General features: G+C 47.2%; 23 protein-coding genes and 2 tRNA genes. 11 read left to right on the top strand and 14 right to left on the bottom strand.

Features of this window, described 5'->3' with window-relative positions:
- Window positions 1–435 precede the first annotated feature (435 nt).
- From V4534_09125 to V4534_09115, 3 genes are all read right to left on the bottom strand, one after another.
- A complete protein-coding gene (locus V4534_09125; protein ID MES2505021.1) occupies window positions 436–1,200 on the bottom strand; it encodes a hypothetical protein in 765 nt (254 codons plus the stop codon).
- Window positions 1,201–1,286: 86 nt separating this feature from the next.
- On the bottom strand, window positions 1,287–2,108 hold the full coding sequence (gene nadE / locus V4534_09120; protein ID MES2505020.1) for an NAD(+) synthase: 822 nt from the start codon (window positions 2,106–2,108) through the stop codon (window positions 1,287–1,289).
- Complete coding sequence (locus V4534_09115; protein ID MES2505019.1) at window positions 2,093–2,839, bottom strand: nitrilase-related carbon-nitrogen hydrolase; 747 nt, start codon at window positions 2,837–2,839, stop codon at window positions 2,093–2,095. Before V4534_09115 ends, nadE begins: the two co-directional genes overlap by 16 nt.
- Before the next feature lie 61 nt (window positions 2,840–2,900).
- Here V4534_09115 and V4534_09110 point away from each other — a divergent pair, with 61 nt between their 5' ends.
- The 7 genes from V4534_09110 to V4534_09080 all read left to right on the top strand — a co-directional run bounded on the left by V4534_09110 (window position 2,901) and on the right by V4534_09080 (window position 7,632).
- Window positions 2,901–3,158 carry a YhbY family RNA-binding protein gene (locus V4534_09110; protein ID MES2505018.1) on the top strand — a complete coding sequence of 86 codons (258 nt, stop codon included), beginning with the start codon at window positions 2,901–2,903 and terminating at the stop codon, window positions 3,156–3,158.
- Complete coding sequence (lipB, locus tag V4534_09105) at window positions 3,148–3,768, top strand: lipoyl(octanoyl) transferase LipB (protein ID MES2505017.1); 621 nt, start codon at window positions 3,148–3,150, stop codon at window positions 3,766–3,768. The genes V4534_09110 and lipB overlap by 11 nt, the downstream gene beginning before the upstream one ends.
- Window positions 3,769–3,781: 13 nt before the next feature.
- Complete coding sequence (gene rpmE / locus V4534_09100) at window positions 3,782–3,982, top strand: 50S ribosomal protein L31 (protein ID MES2505016.1); 201 nt, start codon at window positions 3,782–3,784, stop codon at window positions 3,980–3,982.
- A gap of 22 nt (window positions 3,983–4,004) precedes the next feature.
- Window positions 4,005–5,027: a DUF1385 domain-containing protein gene (locus V4534_09095; protein MES2505015.1), complete on the top strand. Its 1,023-nt coding sequence runs from the start codon at window positions 4,005–4,007 to the stop codon at window positions 5,025–5,027.
- 91 nt (window positions 5,028–5,118) lie between these two features.
- The gene (gene prfA / locus V4534_09090) at window positions 5,119–6,177 is read left to right on the top strand and encodes a peptide chain release factor 1 (protein MES2505014.1); all 1,059 of its coding nucleotides are present in this window, start codon (window positions 5,119–5,121) and stop codon (window positions 6,175–6,177) included.
- A 55-nt stretch (window positions 6,178–6,232) separates the two neighbouring features.
- Window positions 6,233–7,090 (top strand): hypothetical protein, encoded by an 858-nt coding sequence (locus V4534_09085; protein ID MES2505013.1) that lies wholly within the window; start codon window positions 6,233–6,235, stop codon window positions 7,088–7,090.
- 35 nt (window positions 7,091–7,125) lie between these two features.
- Window positions 7,126–7,632, top strand: coding sequence for a hypothetical protein (locus tag V4534_09080; protein ID MES2505012.1), 507 nt, complete (start codon window positions 7,126–7,128; stop codon window positions 7,630–7,632).
- Here the strand turns inward: V4534_09080 and rpmF are convergent.
- Window positions 7,629–7,814, bottom strand: coding sequence for a 50S ribosomal protein L32 (rpmF, locus tag V4534_09075; protein ID MES2505011.1), 186 nt, complete (start codon window positions 7,812–7,814; stop codon window positions 7,629–7,631). The two genes, V4534_09080 and rpmF, sit on opposite strands and share 4 nt — an antisense overlap.
- 115 nt (window positions 7,815–7,929) lie before the next feature.
- Between rpmF and V4534_09070 the strand changes: the two genes are divergently transcribed.
- Window positions 7,930–8,739: a trypsin-like serine protease gene (locus tag V4534_09070; protein MES2505010.1), complete on the top strand. Its 810-nt coding sequence runs from the start codon at window positions 7,930–7,932 to the stop codon at window positions 8,737–8,739.
- A gap of 40 nt (window positions 8,740–8,779) precedes the next feature.
- Here the strand turns inward: V4534_09070 and V4534_09065 are convergent, their stop codons facing one another.
- Window positions 8,780–9,214 carry a hemerythrin domain-containing protein gene (locus V4534_09065; protein ID MES2505009.1) on the bottom strand — a complete coding sequence of 145 codons (435 nt, stop codon included), beginning with the start codon at window positions 9,212–9,214 and terminating at the stop codon, window positions 8,780–8,782.
- 101 nt (window positions 9,215–9,315) lie between these two features.
- On the opposite strand from V4534_09065, the gene V4534_09060 reads away from it, so the two are divergent.
- Window positions 9,316–9,501 carry a hypothetical protein gene (locus V4534_09060; protein MES2505008.1) on the top strand — a complete coding sequence of 62 codons (186 nt, stop codon included), beginning with the start codon at window positions 9,316–9,318 and terminating at the stop codon, window positions 9,499–9,501.
- Window positions 9,502–9,503: 2 nt separating this feature from the next.
- Here the strand turns inward: V4534_09060 and V4534_09055 are convergent.
- Window positions 9,504–9,579 (bottom strand) — tRNA-Ala (locus V4534_09055).
- Window positions 9,580–9,627: 48 nt separating this feature from the next.
- On the opposite strand from V4534_09055, the gene V4534_09050 reads away from it, so the two are divergent.
- On the top strand, window positions 9,628–10,221 hold the full coding sequence (locus tag V4534_09050; GenBank protein ID MES2505007.1) for a MarC family protein: 594 nt from the start codon (window positions 9,628–9,630) through the stop codon (window positions 10,219–10,221).
- Entirely contained in the window at window positions 10,203–10,796 is a 594-nt protein-coding gene (locus V4534_09045; GenBank protein ID MES2505006.1) for a MarC family protein, read from the top strand. Before V4534_09050 ends, V4534_09045 begins: the two co-directional genes overlap by 19 nt.
- Before the next feature lie 8 nt (window positions 10,797–10,804).
- Here V4534_09045 and metG read toward each other — a convergent pair whose 3' ends face one another.
- From metG to V4534_09005, 8 genes are all read right to left on the bottom strand, one after another.
- A complete protein-coding gene (gene metG, locus V4534_09040) occupies window positions 10,805–12,772 on the bottom strand; it encodes a methionine--tRNA ligase (GenBank protein ID MES2505005.1) in 1,968 nt (655 codons plus the stop codon).
- Window positions 12,773–12,847: transfer RNA gene (locus V4534_09035), tRNA-Val, on the bottom strand.
- A gap of 49 nt (window positions 12,848–12,896) precedes the next feature.
- Complete coding sequence (locus V4534_09030; GenBank protein MES2505004.1) at window positions 12,897–13,733, bottom strand: 2OG-Fe(II) oxygenase family protein; 837 nt, start codon at window positions 13,731–13,733, stop codon at window positions 12,897–12,899.
- Window positions 13,727–14,167 (bottom strand): Dps family protein, encoded by a 441-nt coding sequence (locus V4534_09025; protein MES2505003.1) that lies wholly within the window; start codon window positions 14,165–14,167, stop codon window positions 13,727–13,729. The genes V4534_09030 and V4534_09025 overlap by 7 nt, the downstream gene beginning before the upstream one ends.
- A gap of 37 nt (window positions 14,168–14,204) precedes the next feature.
- On the bottom strand, window positions 14,205–15,080 hold the full coding sequence (locus V4534_09020; protein MES2505002.1) for a hypothetical protein: 876 nt from the start codon (window positions 15,078–15,080) through the stop codon (window positions 14,205–14,207).
- 125 nt (window positions 15,081–15,205) lie between these two features.
- The gene (locus tag V4534_09015; protein ID MES2505001.1) at window positions 15,206–16,282 is read right to left on the bottom strand and encodes a hypothetical protein; all 1,077 of its coding nucleotides are present in this window, start codon (window positions 16,280–16,282) and stop codon (window positions 15,206–15,208) included.
- A gap of 40 nt (window positions 16,283–16,322) precedes the next feature.
- Window positions 16,323–17,219 carry a hypothetical protein gene (locus tag V4534_09010; protein MES2505000.1) on the bottom strand — a complete coding sequence of 299 codons (897 nt, stop codon included), beginning with the start codon at window positions 17,217–17,219 and terminating at the stop codon, window positions 16,323–16,325.
- 22 nt (window positions 17,220–17,241) lie between these two features.
- Entirely contained in the window at window positions 17,242–17,721 is a 480-nt protein-coding gene (locus tag V4534_09005; GenBank protein ID MES2504999.1) for a GTP cyclohydrolase I, read from the bottom strand.
- Window positions 17,722–17,759 lie beyond the last annotated feature (38 nt).

Raw genomic sequence — 17,759 nt, 5'->3', positions numbered from 1 at the left:
ACGTCTTGATTTCGGCAGGCATTAACCCTTCGGGGCCACCTGCTCAAATTGTTAAACTAATACTCCAAAACAGAGTTATTTTGGTCACGTGCCCAGGCATTGTTACTGAATATTTGGAAGTGTGCGCACGCCCCAAATTCAAGCGGTTCGGATTTCCGCCTATATGGGTTCACAGCCTTATCAAATTTTCCCATCAATCCTTAGAAAATCCTTCAAAAATCAAATACAATTGGCAGGATCCCCATGATGCAATCTTCTATGAACTAGCCCTGGCATATCAAGCCACCCTAATCACCGGGAATTTAAAACACTTTCCTGCCGATCTTCACCTGGATGTAAAAATACTGAGTCCTCGCGCATATTGCGACCAAATAAAAGATTAAAAAAGCGCCCGAATGGGCGCCCCTGGGGATATCACATGTTATTAATTATTCATTAAAGGTCATCTAGTTCTTGGATTTCGAAAGCAGCATGATTGCCTTTTTCATCCACGCCGACTAGTTTGTCTTGACGACCCATAGCATCGATCACTTCGGGGGTCAGAATATGCACTTCGCCAACCTTTACATCCAACTCTGGGACATCACGTTGGGCTACGGCGACTTTATTACCTGTCGCTTTCTTTGCTAGGTCTTGAACGCGAGCGCGCAGCTCGGAGTGTTTTTCATCAACAAATTTTTGGCCATCAGCGGCTACTTTTTTCAGGTCTTTATTAGCCTTACTAACTTTATTGTTGACGTCATCTTTGACAGACTGCCAGGTTTGTTTGACATCTTCGTTAAATTCTTTGGCTCGATCTTGTGCCTTAGCAGCCCGCGCATTAATAGAATCTGTCGCATCATTGACTGCTTCGCCCACTTTATTGGCATCACCTTTCAGCGGTCCATCAGTATCTCGAGCAGCATTTTTTGCGTTTACGACCATATTCTTAAAGTGAGCGCCTCGATCCTGTGTGCCTGTCCAAAATGCATCAGCTTTGTTCTTAGCTTCTCCCGCGATATCTTTGGCTTTATCATTAGCCTGAGTTGCAGCCTCCGCTGTCTTATCTTTGGCATCGTTAAAAGTGTTAACGGTTCCGTCTTTGGCAGCATTTGCAGCTTCGGCAAGGCCGTTTCCGAATCTTTGGGCGTTTGGGGAATCACCGCAGCCAGCTACCATAACAGGTACAAACAACATCAAATGTAAAAAGTTAAATTTCATTTTTCACTCCTATTAAGGTTTTTATTTCGCGACTTTTGCTTCTTGTAAAAAAGTACTCCCCTGACATTTTGAGTCAATCGTTTTTTTTAACTACGCGCGAAAACCACCGGGCATCGACGTGCTTCGCCGAAAACTTTTTTTGAAACCATCAAAATAGGTGGTGCTTGTTTGCGTTTATATTCAGAAGAATCTACTTTTTTGATGATTTCCTGAACTTGTTTTTCAGGTATGGCGGTCTCTAGAACGATTTGTTGCAGTGATAGATCGCGTTCTAAGTAGGCTTCCAATACGGCATCTAAAGTTTCGTAAGGTGGCAGCGTATCTTGGTCAATTTGACCTGGCGCCAGCTCAGCGCTTGGCGTCTTCATAATACTGCTGTCTGGTATGACGGCTAGTTCAGCGTTGATCGCTTTGGCAAGCGCCCAAACTTGTGTTTTATATAGATCGCCGATGGGCATTAACGCGCCGATTAGATCGCCATACATCGTGCCATAGCCAACAGCCATTTCGCTTTTATTGGTCGTGCCTAAGACCAAATAATCGGTTTCATTCGAAATCGCCATGAGAACCAGGCCGCGAATTCTGGCCTGCACATTTTGATCGCTGAGCGGCTTTTTTAGCGCAAGTGTCTGACGGCATGCTTCCACCATGGATTCAATAGGAACAGTCCGCAGAGCGATGCCTAAGTTTGATGCTAAGACTTCTGCATCTTCCAACGAATGATTCGAAGAAAAACCACTGGGCATGCGCACGCCAATGACACGTTCCGGACCCAGCGCGCGCACGGCCAAGGCGCACGTAACCGCGGAATCAATGCCGCCCGATAGGCCTAAAATCACACCCTTGCTTTTGGTTTTCTCGATATAGTCTCGAATGCCGAGGGTTAACGCTTCTATGACAGTTTGCATATAATCAACTCCTCCTTGAAGTCAGTTGCTTTATACAAAATCTCGCCGTCTGCGTCAAAACCGACGGTACCCCCGTCAAAAATCAGACCGTCGTTTGCTCCGACTTGGCCCACGACCAAGGTTGGCAGCTCATATCGCATGGCCAGATGCCGGAACATGCTCTCGCGCTCGGCAGCTTTGTTCATCTCAAAGGGCGAGGCCGTGAGGTTTACTAAGACATCAACCTGGTGGCTTTTAGCTAAATCCCAGATGGGATCTTCTTCATAAAGGCGATGTTTCCAGAATTGTTCATCGTTCCATGCGTCTTCACAAATGCTCATGCCAAAACGTTTACCCGCAAATTCAAAGCCATTAAAATCATCAGCCGGGCCAGGCTTAAAGTAGCGCCGCTCATCAAAAACTTGATAGTTAGGCAGCAGCCTTTTGCGAGCGATCACCCGAATCTGGCCTTGGTAACACCAGCAGGCGGCGTTAAAACCATCTACCGGCGCACCCACAATCATCGGAATCGGCGCGGCTTTTGCCAAACTTATCAATTGCAGAGCGCAAGCATCTAGAAAGTCAGGTCTTAAGACCAAGTCTTTCGGGGGGTAGCCACAAAGCGCTAACTCAGGCGTGAGCATAAATTCAGCACCTAGCGCCGCTGCCTCATGGGCATAGGTCAAAAGCCGAATGGCATTCTGGCTCAAAGCACCCACGGTTGGGTTAAATTGACATACAGCGATCTGCATATTTCTCCCTAGAACTTATCAGTTACCATCTTGCCGTAGATTTGCTAAGACATAGCTATCTATGAATCTTAAAGCGCAGGCACATCATTTAAAACCCATTGTATCGGTTGGCAAAAATGGCATCACTGAAAATCTTCTAAAAGAAATCGATGCGGCCCTCAACACGCACGAGCTGATTAAAATTAAGTTTCTTGAATCCGCTTTGGAGCTGATGGAGAATCTGACCTTCGTGCAAGATTTGAAAGCTGAACTGGTAAACACCCAAGGTCACATTGTTACCTTGCACCGGAAAAACCCCAAAAAGCCACGTGCAAAGTAAGTTTCTTGGATATCAGGTCTCCTATCAAGCTGGCATGGACGCCATGCGAGAAGCGATCGAGCAGATCGACACCCGGGGCAACCAGCTCTTATATCTCGAGCACGCTGACACCATCACCCACACTCGCCAACATGGGCTACGCAGCTTGCTGCTAACCCCTGAAGCAATCGCACAACGCGGCATTACGCTGGCAGAAGCCGACCGAGGCGGGGATGTGACCTTTCACGGCACCGGCCAATTGGTTGGCTACCCAATTATCAAGCTTCCATTACATATAGGTGTGGTGGACTACGTGCGGGGACTGGAGCGAGCACTCATTCGCGCCTGCCAAGAGTTAGGCGTGACAGACGCGACTTGCCTACCTGGTAAAACAGGTGTCTGGGTTGGCAATAAGAAATTAATCGCTGTGGGCGTAGGCGTTTCCAGGCAAGTCACCCGCCATGGCTTTGCTTTAAACATCAATCCCAAGCTTGAACGGTTCACGGAATGCATTACCCCATGCGGGCTTGCGGGCTTTGAAGTAACCAGTTTAGAGCGGGAAATTTCTGCGCCCGTAAGCTTTGGTAGGGCCATGGAGGTCCTCTCTTGGCATTTAAAACAAATCTGCTAGACTGCTTAAAGTTATGAAACCAAACATTCATCCAGATTATCAGGCAGTCACCGTGGTTTGCGCTTGCGGAGCCAAGTATGAAACCAGGTCAACGACCAAGTACAATATCGATATTTGCTCGGCTTGCCATCCTCATTTTACCGGCAAATCTAAAATGTTAGATACTGAAGGCCGCGTCGAGAGATTCCGTAAGAAGTACCAAACGAAACAATAATATGTTGGCGTCAATACTACTCATGGCTACCAAGCCTTTGGTTGGCGGACAGGCTGTCGTTGAGGGCGTGATGATGCGCTCTCCGAAAAGCTTTGCCGTTGCAGTGCGAAAGCCTGACCAAAGCATTGTGATCCGTGAGCGCCAATGGTTATCGTTTTCAGAGAAACTGCCCTTTTTGCGATGGCCTTTGTTGCGCGGCGCCACCATGTTGGTGGAGAGCATGTACAATGGCCTCAGCGCTTTGCAGTTTTCGGCTGAGCAAGCTTTGGAAGCACCGACCACCAGCACTAAGAAAGACACCGGTAAATTTGACTGGGCTTTGGCTGGAACAATGGCTTTTAGCATGCTGCTCGGACTCGCTTTATTTAAAGCGGTGCCTCACATGAGCGCCTATGTGCTAGGCGAGTTTTTAGGCCATGATGGCCATAGTGCCCTGCCCGTCACTTCGATTGCTTTTCATCTGGTCGATGGCACTATTAAAATGGCCCTGTTTGTGGGTTACATTTTGGCCATCTCGACCATGAAAGACGTCAAACGTCTGTTTATGTATCATGGGGCTGAGCACAAATCTGTGCATACCTTTGAGAAAAACTTAGCCTTAGACGTTGATCAAGCTCGCTTGCAATCTACTGCACATCCACGTTGTGGCACCAGTTTGATTCTATTGGTTATCGCTGTTTCGATCTTGGTATTTGCTTTGGTATTGCCATGGATTCCGCCTGTGAGCGACAGCACACTCACTCAAAGCTTGTTTTTGATGGCGCTTAAAATCCCGTTAATGCTGCCGATTGCCGGTATTGCCTATGAATTTCAACGCGCCGCCGCGAAAAATCCTGACAGCTTTTGGATTAAATTATTCGTATCGCCTGGTATGCTCATGCAACGCCTGACCACCAGAGAGCCCACGGATGACCAACTAGAGATCGCGCTGGCTGCACTTCGTAAAACCATGTGGCGCGAAAAAAACCCATGTGAGCAAGGTGGCCGTGACAACACGGATTCTTACGCTAATTTTGCTATCGTGAAAGAAGCGCTCATCGCATGATTGAGCTGATCTACCCTGCCTTTGCCTTCATCATGGTATTGTGTCTCCCTTCTGCCATTGCCGTTTGGGCAATCTATAAGACCTGGAAAACATGCTAGAGCGACTTCAAGAAATGGCCAAACGCCACGCTGTTTTAATCGAACAGCTCGGCAGCCCCAATTTAAAACCCAGTGAATTAAACGTTCTAAATAAAGAACGCACCCAACTAGAGCCCTTGGTGGAAGCCAACGTGCGCCTACGAGCGCTCATGTCGGAGCGAGAGGGCAATCTAGAATTAGGCGAAGACTCTGATCCAGAAATCCGTGAAATGGCGAGAGAAGAAATCGGCCGGCTCAACAGCGAAATCACAGGTTTAGAACAAGAAATCAAAATCCTACTGCTGCCTAAAGATCCCAATGATCAAAAAAACGTGATCGTTGAAATCCGCGCAGGCACTGGCGGAGATGAAGCCAGCTTATTTGCAGGCGAGCTATTTCAAATGTATGCCCGTTTTTCAGAACGCATGCGTTGGAAGTTTGAAATCTTAAGCCTCTCCGACGGCCCCAAAGGCGGCTACAAAGAAGTCATCGCCTCCGTCACAGGGGATCAGGTTTACGCCTGGCTCAAGTTCGAAGGCGGCGTACACCGCGTACAGCGCGTTCCAGAGACCGAAACTCAAGGCCGGATTCATACTTCTGCCTGCAGCGTGGCAATTTTGCCTGAAGCCGAAGAAGTGGATATTCAAATTGAGGCCAAAGACATCCGGATCGATGTGTTCCGCGCTGGTGGCCCAGGCGGTCAGTCGGTTAATACCACTGACTCTGCGGTTCGAATCACCCATATTCCAACTGGTTTGGTCGTTCAGTGCCAAGATGAGAAAAGCCAACTGAAGAACAAAATCCAAGCCATGAAAGTCCTAAGGGCCAGACTTTACGACCAAAAAGAGCAAGAACTGCACCGCGAACGCGCTGAAGAACGCAAAGCAATGGTTAAAAGTGGCGATCGATCTGACAAAATCAGAACTTACAACTTTCCTCAAGATCGCTGCACGGATCACCGCGTGGGCGTTACGATCCATAACTTACCTAAGCTATTTGCTGGTGAACTAGGCGATCTTCTAGGCCAAGTCAGGGCCTATTTCCAAGCCCAGCAGCTGTCCGGCCAAGCTTAAGCTGGCAAACTATCTCATAATTACTATATAATAATATTAGCTATGAGGTACAAAGATGGACAAACTGCCAGCTGAGGTGCGGCCACCTCGTCATGAAAATGATCGCTCATTGCCTGCCCCCGCAGGTCATCCGGATAATTTATCCAATCAAGATCGGTTTGAGTCTCCAGCGATTGCCCTTCCAGCCATAAGCGCCCCGAAAGCGCCTCAACCTGTCATTCGTCAAGGTGGCGTTTACCAACTGCTCAATGCCTACCATACCCCAGAGGCAACCGCCGACGAACAGCAGGCTTATAATTTGCTAAAGGAGCCAACTAAAATTGAGGATTTACAAGCTGCTGCTGCCTTACTGGTCGACGCAAACAAAATCAGGCGGCAAGCAGAAGGCTCTGGTGACGATGTAAGGTTTAAGTTAAACCGACACCTCCTTATTTTGACATACAAAGCATTGGGCGATCGCCGCGCCGAAGCTCACGTTTCAAAGTCACACGAAGATTTTACAGACTATCCAGATTTACATACGGCCCAACTCGAAGAGCTAAAACCTAAGTCTGTTGCCATCCCATCTCAAAGAAGCCTTCCTAGATCAGAGCTATTTCGATCCCTACACAAATCGGCCGATGCGCCCACTACTGCTGAAAAACAGGCTTATGAATTATTTATGAATCCTAGCAGGAAAAATTTCGAACAAGCGATCGAGATACTCACAGCTCAAAATATGGCCAGAGAGCGCGGGTCTCCAACTGTGCACCTGCGCGCGGCCGCCAACCTCCATCTCATGGCACTGATGCATATGCAAATGAACGAGGGACAAAAATCAAATGAATGCGTTACCCAATTAGCTCTTCTTACTGAAGAACACGCTGCTTGGGCGTATGATGAACTCAATTTGGTAACAGTAGGCAGAATTTAAAAGCCAATCGCGACAAGATTTGCCAATAACCTCGCATGATAAGACGTCTCAATGATGCGCTGCGAGCCAGCTTTGTAATCGATGAACATAAGCATCCGACTTTGCCTGCGACGAAAAAGCCGGATCGCTCTAGGCCTTTAGCTTCCGAGCAAATGGCATCTAGCAGAACGCAGATTAGAAAAAATTCCCTGACAGAAAGCTCAAAAGTATATTGTCTAATGGAAAAATACCATTTGCCGCCGGAGCTGATCACTGAAAAGATGATGTTTGACCGCTTGTTGTTACCTATTAAGCCTAAGGAATATCAAGGGGTAATCGATACTTTAAATACGGCGACCTTTGTGCGCCGTTTTGATGACATACGCAGGGGCTTGGACCTGCACATCATGGCGCTGCTTTATCTTTATCTATATAATAATCCGGAATCGAATCGCTGCTCCAAAGAGGTCAGCAGAATATTTGAAGGCTATCCGGATCTACTTCATGCTCAAACAGAAGATTTGCTCAAGCACGACGCCAACGCAAGAACGAAAAAACCTTAATTTTGTTCGATCTGAATCACTGTACGACCAGCGTATTGACCGCATTTAGCGCAAACGTGGTGAGAAGCCTTAGGCTCATTACAGTTTCCGCACAGATTGTGGGTTTTAGGCGTATAACGCATGTTAGCAGCACGTTGCATGCGGCTTTTTGATCTAGATTTGCGACCGTAAGGTACTGGCATGGGAAAAAACTCCTTTGGGAACTGGACCTACTTAAAACCATTTCATCGGTCTGTCAAATCCTCACGCACATTTTTAAAGCATCGCCCGATAAGGCTTTTACTTAGGAGTAAGCCCATGCAGCAAAAGAGTGCCTTTTTCTTTCTTATAGCCAGTTTGATTTCAGGTCTAAGCCTTGCCAGTGAAAATGACTTCAAGATGAAGATCATCAACGGAGAGCCCTGTAGAGTTGAGGAATTTCCGAGCTCTATGGCCCTGCTTATATTGGAAGACGGCAAAAGAAAGGCTATCTGCGGTGGCACGCTGATTGCTCCCGATGTGGTGCTGACTGCGGCACACTGTGTCGCGCGCGGGGATAGGCAATATTTCGTCACACCTTTGAGTGACCTCAGCCATGTAGCCTTCAGCGATATCCCAGGAAAGATGGCCTCAGAAGTGCTTTCTCATATTGCCTACATACCCGGTTCAAACGACATCGCTTTATTGATTTTAGGCAAGCCTATGTCAGAGCCTGTGGGCCGCCTGATCGATACCAGCCGCATAAGCATCATGCGAGAAGGACTTGCAGTCAAAATCGTGGGCTGGGGGCATCAAGAACCCAAAACCCCCGAAGCCAAGCCGCATATGCCCATCAAAACATGCTCTTCCAGCTTTATCCAAAGGCTTGCAACTGCAAACTTTCAAGTGGGCTCCAGCCGCCTCAGCGCTCGAAAATGTTTTGGAGACTCCGGCAGCGCAACTTATACGCAAGATCCTGAATCGAAAGAATGGCTAATTATAGGTATCACTGCTTGCTTAAGCGATGGAGATACAACCTGCGAAAAGGGAGCTTTAGATACACGAGTAGACGCCTACTTGCCTTGGATAAAAAACGCTATGCTCCAAGCATGTAATTCCGGTCTGCGTTCACCTGTATACTGCCAATAGACTAGTGAAAGCCGGGCTTTAAAAGCCCGGCATTTTTGGTTTAAGGGTTATATTGCTGCTTAAATTCGCGCATTTCTTTACCAATTTTCTCAAGCGTATCTTCATCAAGAATTCGTTTAACTTCAGGGAAAAGCTCTTTCTCTTCTTCTTTTGCGTGATGTTCAACATCCTGTTTCAGCTTTTTAAACTTCATTTCCCATTCATCTTGATCCATCTTTTTGTCGAATGATTTCAAGGCTTTTTCAGCACCGTTTTCCTCAACCAGGAGATGTTTAACGGTATCTTTTAAATCTTTATGATTTCTAAAATGAGGATACCACACGGTTTGCTCCATTTCTTCGTGGCGCAACAAGTCTGCTTTTAACTCTTCAAACAACTTATGTTTGGTTTCTTCGCGGTGGGAGTCATCTGAGATGTCTGCCATTGTTTTACGGACCTTATTGTGTTCGGAAATTAAGAAATCGATTGCATTCATATTGCTCTCCTTTTAAGAGCCTATGGTATCAAAAAAGTTTCAAAATTTGTAATTTGCGGGCTCCGGCATTTTTGGCGACGCGTATGGGTTAACCAATGATTATGAAGATACCTCCAAAAATGCCTCCTAAAGAGCCGCAAGAACTGATTGAAGATAATCTGCGTGCACCACCCAATACGCCTGTGAAAGTCACGGAGGGGAACGTTTTTGATATGTCGTTTGACAGCCCGTTTGAAACGCCGAGTGTTGTCGCGAAGCCAAATGTGCCTAAAGTTAAAAAGAAGTAATTTGGTGGAGCCAGGCGGGATCGAACCGCCGACCTCATGAATGCCATTCATGCGCTCTCCCAGCTGAGCTATGACCCCAAGGTAACCCGGTTGATATAGTCCTTATACTTGATAGGCAAGAGGTCTATGTCACTTTTTTCGATGTCCCTCACTTTTTTTTTGATTCTTGATTCCGTGGGCCACATTGCTGATTTCAATCATTTGATTCGTCGTCAACCGCGTCGTCGGCAGGGCTTTATCCTGGCGCGAGAAATGCTAATTGCGCTTTTATTGTTGGTGGCTTTCCACTACTTTGGAGCGCCTTTAATTAGCAGTTTGGGTTTAACGCCAGCGACCATTCGCATCGCGGGCGGGATCGTTTTATTTTTGATCGCCATTAAAATGATATTTCCATCTGAGACTCGGGTATTTATTGACGAGGCCAAAGGCGAGCCATTTATTGTTCCATTGGCAACGCCCATGATAGCGGGGCCTTCTATCCTGGCCACCGTCATGTTCTACGCCAGCACCGATACGCGTTCTAATACGGTGCTCATGGCCATTTTGATAGCTTGGACCGCTTCCCTACTGATTTTGGGATTTGCCTGGCATTTCCACGACCGGCTTAATCAAAAAGCGTTGGGCGCGATTGAGCGATTGATGGGTCTTATCTTAACTTTACTTGCAGTCGAAATATTTTTAAAAGGTCTAAAGCTATTTATATGGAATCAATCAATTTAATTATCACCAAAGCCCTGCCGCTGTTTTTTCTGCTGGACCCGTTCGGTGTGGTCGGCATCGTCTCCGCATTGATCAAGCCCTATAGCCAAAAGAAGCAAGCCCAGATCCTGCGACGAGAAGTGTTTCTATCGCTGGTCATCATGCTGTTTTTCTTCGGCTTTGGCTCGGTCTTTTTAAACATTTTAGATGTCTCCACCGAAGCGGTTCAAATTACTGGTGGGATTATCTTTTTCCTGTTTGCGCTTAATTTGCTTTTCCCCGGCCAAAGTGCGCTGCAACTAAGCAGCATCAATGAGCCATTTTTGGTGCCCATTGCGACACCGCTCATCGCGGGACCTTCGTGTCTTGCGACAATTATGTTGTATGCGCATGATGAAACGGCCACACCGATTGTTATTAGCTCAATCGTGCTTGCATGGGCAGTTTCGGGTGTGATTATTATTCTGGCACCCAAAATAGTCCGCCTGGTAGGGGATACAGGCATCAAGGTGCTGGAGCAAATCGTCGGTCTTATCTGCACGATGATAGCAATTGAAATGATTTTGGTTGGCATCCAAGGGTTCTTGCACGTCTAATTTCAATTCTATCTGATTTGATCGCCTGGGTTTGCGCCGGTAGCTAAAACTAACTTAGGCACATCTCCTGCGGCGCATATCATACCTTCGCTGATGCCGAACTTCATTTTTCGAGGCGCTAAGTTCGCGACCAGCATCACTATTTTACCGACCAATTCTTCGGGTTGAATGTGGGGTCTTAAGCCGGAGAACACATTGCGCTTGCCGAGTGGGCCTACATCCAGTGTTACAGCGATTAGCTTGTCTGAGCCTTCTACGGCTTTGGCTTCTACGACCAAGGCGGCTCTTAGATCGACTTTCATGAAATCGTCAATGGTGATGTTGAGAGATTCGGGGACTGGGTCCCGGGTCGGTGCCCGGGACGACATTGGGGTCTGGTCGATTTCTAGCATTTGGGTGACCTTTTTTGAGTCGATGCGTTCGAATAGGCGGGTGTAGGTTGCCAGTGCTTGGTCTGTTGGCAGCGGGGTTAAGATATTGGCGAAAGTAAAAGCGCTTAAGCCAAGCATCTTTTCGGTTTGCTCTGCGACTTGTGGCAAAATGGGTTTTAATAGACCAACACAAACCTTGCCGGCCCATAGGGCGGTGCTGAGTTGCTGGTGCGCTTGCTCGGGCGTGTTCTTTTTCCCGTCCCATGGGCTGTTATCTTGCAAATACTTGTTGGCGATGTCCGCAATTTGCACGACGTCTCTTACCACCTGCATGGTATCGCGGAGTCGGTAGGCTTGCTCAATATTGGCTGCTGCTGCGCTCACTTCGCTGACGATTTTTAAATCCAGCGCACCGGGTTTGCCGGCGTAGCCTTTGTGCAACAGGGGCACTGTTCGACTGATGAGATTGATGATCTTGTTTACTAAGTCTGCATTCACGCGTCCGATAAAATCTTCGAAGCTTAAATCGATGTCTTCGATTCTGGCTGATAGCTTACAGGCCAGATAGTAACGAAGCGCTTCAGGCTCTAGATACTCTGCGTACCTGTCCGCAAGAATAAACGTGCCTCTGGATTTGGACATTTTCTCGCCATTTACCGTTAGCATGCCATGCACCGCAATTTGGCTTGGCAACGTGTACCCTGCCCCCATCAACATGGCGGGCCAAAACAAAGTGTGGAAATAGACGATGTCTTTGCCGATAAAATGGATAATCTTGGTGTCTGGATCGCTCCATCGCTCAAGCATGCCGGCTGCTTCACTTAAGCTGATATAGCCAACAGGCGCATCCAGCCAAACATAGAAATATTTATCGGACTCGCCAGGAATCAGAAATCCGAAATAGGGAGCATCCCGGCTGATATCCCAGTCTTTGAGACCGTCGGCAAACCAGCCTTGCAGGGAGTTTTGGACTTCCGCAGGTAGCACGCCAGCTTTTTGGGTCCAAGCTTTAAGCTTGTCTGCATATTTACTCAGTTCAAAAAAGTAATGCTTCGAGCTTTTTAAGATCGGCGTTTCACCAGTAAGCGTGCTTTTGGGGTTAATCAGCTCAGTCGGACGATAAGTACTGCCGCATTTTTCACAGCTGTCGCCATATTGATCTGGCGCTTGGCATTTGGGGCACGTTCCTTTAATCAGCCTGTCGGGCAGGAAGCGACCTGCCTGTGGGTCGAAAAGTTGGTCGATGTCGCGTACTTTGATATCGACTTTGGCATTTAATTTGTTAAAAATATCTTCGGCATGTTTGCGATTTAAATCCGTGTGTGTGCTGCCATAACCATTGTCAAACATGACACCAAATCGCGCGAGGGTGGTCTCGTGGCGTGCTTGCCAAGATTTCACATAGCTGGCTGGATCTTCGCCAGCTTTCGCTGCATTGATTTCAATCGGCGTGCCGTGACTGTCCGCACCGCAAACAAATGCGACGTCTTCACCAGCCATGCGCAGTGCTCTTACGAAAACATCTACTTGAACATGTTCGACCATATGGCCAAGATGAAGGGGACCGTTCGCGTAAGGAAGAGCGGGGGTCACGAGGTATTTCATTGGTGGGCGCAACAGGATTCGAACCTGTGACTTCTACCGTGTGAAGGTAACACTCTACCGCTGAGTTATGCGCCCGAACTCGGCGGCTAAAATGCTTATAATTTATGATTTATGTCAATGGGCCTCAGGCCAAGCCCAGCTCTATCAAGCGCTCCTGAAGTAAATCACCCACCGTCCGCTGAGGGGTCAAATAAACCTCAGGTCTTGCATGCATAAAAAACGGCATGGAAAACCTAGGCTTGCTCGCCAATGGGCCTTGAGGATTCACCACCTGATGTGTGGTGGCTGGGTAGTAGCCACCGGTAGCAATATCCAACATTTCGGCAATGTTAACAATTAACGCCCCAGGATCGCAATCAAGCTCATGCCAGACACCCTCAATATCTTTTACCTGGAGGCCAGGCGCTGTCGATGCAGGCAACAACGTGATAAAATTAATATCTTCATGGGGCGCGGCTCGCAGCGCGCCCTCCACTTCTGCGCCAGTAAAGGCCGGGTAATGCATTGGTCTAAATAGATGCTTCGTACTGCCCGCGACCATTTGAGAAAGCGGCTCCGAAAGCTTTTGCTGCACCGCGGGCGGCATCTCCTGCTCAACCCAAGCTAAAAGAGCATGCGCAACCTTCAACAGCTCAGCGCGCAAGCGGCGCGTATTCTCTAGTGCATGCGGGGGGCAAACACCGCCTTCATAATAGTTAAAGAACTCTTTGAGATCAATATGATTGTAGCCCTTGGCTTTTTCTGAAAGAGCCGCAGGCCGATATCCTGTCTGACTCGCCTGATCAAACAAATAATTAAACCGACTGGGCAACGCAAAAAACCGCTGCCAGTCCGCGTAGGTATTGGCGATTAAATCTTTGGAAACCGGATGATTTACCAGCACAGCAAAGCCCGTTTGCAAAAAGGAGCCATGAAGCTGCCGCGATGCATGCGTACTTAAATAGTCAACTTTGCCTAGCATAGACTGCGCAGCATCCATGCCGTCTTTTCATGGATCTGCATGCGCTGGGTGAGTAAATCAGCGGTCACTTCATCATTCGCATCAGAAGCGAGCGGAAACATCTCTCTACAAAGCCGAATCACTGCTTCATGACCTTCAACCAATTGGGAGATCATTTCCCCTGTCGCAGGCGACTCATTAAAAGTGGGAATCTCGGTATACTTAGCTTTCCCGCCAATCGCCCGAACCCGCTCGGCAATCAAGTCAGTCGCAAGCCAAATTTCGTTATACTGACCTTCAAACATGATATGAAGCGATTGAAACTGCGGACCAGTCACATTCCAATGAAAGTAGTGTGTCTTTAGATAGAGCGCGAAGGTTTCAACCAACAAGCCATTCAACCGATCAGCAATTTCGCGACGAGACTTTTCGGCAATGCCGGTATTGATTTCCATACCGGCATTTTAGACTTAACCGGCAGTTTAAATCAAGTTATTGATGACCCTTCAAGATACTCATATCAGGATTAAGCTTTAGCTTCTGGGTGGATTCATTCGGACCGAAAAAGTTCAGATAATTAATTAAATTGTTGTTAATTTTTTTTAAGCTCTCTTTTCTGGGCGTTGGAAGCATTTTAATCACAGCGCGAGGAGTCATAAATCTCCAAGAATACATAGAATTAGGCCTATTTGCATAACCTTCAACCCTGGAAGCAAATGGTTCCCAATCAGTAGTCTGCCCTACTGATAGACGTCGCAGCTGTTCATCTCGAAACACCGCGAATGTCACCGGCTTGCCGTTCAAGGTAATGGTTGAGTTAAAACCGATAAACTTTTTAGCAAGACATAGAGGAACTGCATCGTAAAACACCCCTATTACCTTTCCCGTTCCTGGTTCTAAAGACACCTGTTGCATATTCTTTTTTATGTAGCCCATCAATTTTTCATTGCCCTTCAAGTTAGCCAAAGTATTCAAGAGCCTGGAATACCCATCTTTTTCTTGTCCGATCTCCCTCACAAACGATATGATATTATCCTGAAGCGCGCCGGCTGGCGTTTCCCTAAAGGAACAATTGTCAATCATATCTTTGAGCTGCTTAAGCTCATCTGGATTAAGCTGAGCGGCGCGATCTGATACGGGTTGATCAGAGGTAGCGTGACTAGAGGCCCTGTGACCAGGTGACGGTGGCGCCTCTTCTATAAAAGCGCTTTGATGCTGCGACGATTCCTGCACGGATTTACCATCTGATTCATCCTCATCAGGCTCATTTAAACTGTCTGATGGCGGCTGGCGAACACTTTGATCTTCTTGAGGACACGCAGTTAACAACAATGATATTGATAGCAGGTATATTAATTTCACAACCATATCTCCATTAAACAATCATAAAACAATAAATATTTGAATTTCAAATAGAATATACTTTTATGTGGAGCTAAGGTGTATTTTGCCCGCGAATTGTGGCGGGCAAAAGAGCAATTAACCGCTTAAAGTTAAAGCGAGCTGAGATTTTGAAGCTTCGAGCCTTGATTGAGCTTCTCTTTGATAAGCTTGTTCAGATCTTGCAATTCGACTTTTTTTGGCATCGGCAAAATTTCTATCACCGCTTCTGGGGTCAGGCCCTTGAAAATTGGTATTTCGCCCAGCTCATGATAATTCGCACGTCTTTCAACTATATCTATTAAATGGCCCCAATCTGTTGAACCCGTTTTCAGAATTTCTTCCAAATGCCGATCACGATAAGCCACCAGATTGTCAGCGGCCCGACTTGGATCAATAACAGGGTCCAAGGCGATAAATTGAGCTGCTTTGCACTCGGGGCCTACTTTTCTAAAACCTTTTTTGACACGATCCTGCATTAAGCTGCGCTCATTGTAGACTCGAAGCTTCCACGCATTAATTCCCTCTAATCTGGATGGGATAGCATTTGCAAACATTGCGGCTACCGGTTGATGCACCGAAGGTTTGCCGTCAAACTCGGTTGGCCAATTTTTTAAACTGTTAATGATCTTTTCAGTACCAATTGGGTCCCTTTGCAAAGATAAAAAGAGGTGGTTCAAAGAGCTCTGGGCGCACTGCTCAACAGCACCCCTAAGCGAAGCAAACTGATTTTCGTCCAGCTGATAGTCTGTATTTAATGGCTCAGCTAAAGCATATTTTGCCTGCGCAATTTTCTCCCCTTCTGCCATTCTTCGATTTGGGCTCATCCATTTGAAATAGCCTTCCGCTTTGGGCACTGATTCTCTTAAAAGATCTCTATCGAAATCATCTGATGATTGCGCCAAGCAGCTTTCAAGTTTATCATCATCATCTTCTGTCGCACTGGTATCATCGGTTAGATTGCAAGTTTTTGAAATTTCGCTAAATCGAGTGCTGAAACTGGATTCATCGGAACTACTGTCTTCTTCGACTAATTCAGGGTGCTCATCTGGGGGAGCAATTTCTGACGGCACGGTTTCCGTTGTCACCGGCTCTGGTGCAGCGGGCAGGTTTTCTTGTTGTCTATTGCCGGACGAACAAGCAATAAAAATGAGTGGGTATATTAGCGATGTCAACTTGATTAGCTTCATAACGCCTCCTTAGCTAATCGTAGTACGATAAATTCCTAGTTCAATAGATTTTTCGAAACAGTGCTCTGGTAAAAGCCCGGCGCGCGTTTGCGCTTAAACCCGTAATCCAGCCGAGCACCAAACTTAAATGATCTGCCTGCAATACACCCAGATCGACGCCTATGTCTGGATGCATCTGAGCCGCGGTGAGTAAAAAACCGTCGTTCGCGCCTTTGGCCTTTAAGTCGGAACGGGCCACTTTTAGGCCCAGACGGATGGAAAGGCTGAGATTTTCCAGCTCTTCCTGGGTACGCACATAGTAGATGCGACTGGAGATATTTTGTTGTTGCGCTTTCGTGGTCTGAGATAGATAGCTCTCGAAGGCTTCAGCAAATACCCTTCTGGCTTCTATTTGGCTTAAAGCAATCGCGTTGAAGTCTATCCATCGACTTAGATATTCGTAGGCAAACCAGCCATTTGGCTCGTTCGCGAGCGGCGTTCCCCCGATGGCGCCTTGGATGAGCACGATTTTTTCGATAAGGTTGTCTAACATGAACGCGGGCTGCTCGAGAACTAGGTAGAGGATCTCGGCTGCACCTTTGCTGTGGGCCAAAATCACTAAGGGTTTTTGCCCATTTTCAAAGAAGGCTTTAAGGACCTGGTCCCTTAAAATCACCGCGTTTTCACTGATAGAATTTTTGGATGGCGGACCGAAATAGGAACTTTTGCCGCCCAGTTCTTTTTCAACACTTTCCCTGCAATCGACAAAATAGCCTGGAATATAGCTCACCAGCTCATTCATCACCCCTGACACAAACAGGACATGTTTGTCGGCGAGTATATTTGGATCTGAGTCGGCTAAGTCGAAGTCCAGCTCTTCCTGCCACAGGTCCGCTAAGGTTGGTGTGGTAGCAAATACTGTCGCTGACAGTAAGAAGCTATATAATAGTCTGACCATCAGACCTAAACCTATTTACAACCTAGCCTATTCCCAGCCTTACCTTGGTGTTCAATTGTCTGCCGTCCATGCAACTGTGAATCGCATTGATGTCTACTTGCACCCAGTGAGGGGCTAACTCATTATATATTGTCTCGGCTATTTGCAGCGTCAGGCGCTCTTGCAGCTGCATTCTGCGGGCGAAGGCATGAATTAGTTTTTCAATGCAGCCAGCACCAATGATTGACTGGTTTGGCGAAAAATGGACGGTTACCGTGCCTAAAAACGGTAAAAAGGTATGTTCGCACAGAGATATGAAAGGTATGTCAGGGAGTTCAATGCTGCCGTTATAGCCCTTCGGTGTGCGCATGAGCTCCTGCGCAATGAGAGACTGCGGGTTCACGTTGTAGCCTTGGCTCAGCTGCTCAAAAGCTTTGGCTGCCAGCAAGGGTGTGGCCGCCAATTCGGGGCGATCTTTGTCATTGCCCATGTGACTTAACAGTTGTTCGAAGCATTCAATCATGTCTTGACAGCTAAAGGATGGCCTAGGATTAGTCTATG

The organism is Myxococcota bacterium, assembly GCA_040387835.1.
Classification (GTDB): Bacteria; Myxococcota; UBA727; order UBA727; family JABDBI01; genus JAZKCZ01.
The sequence above is the reverse complement of the archived record's forward strand: the minus strand, read 5'-3'. Positions and strand labels throughout refer to the sequence as shown.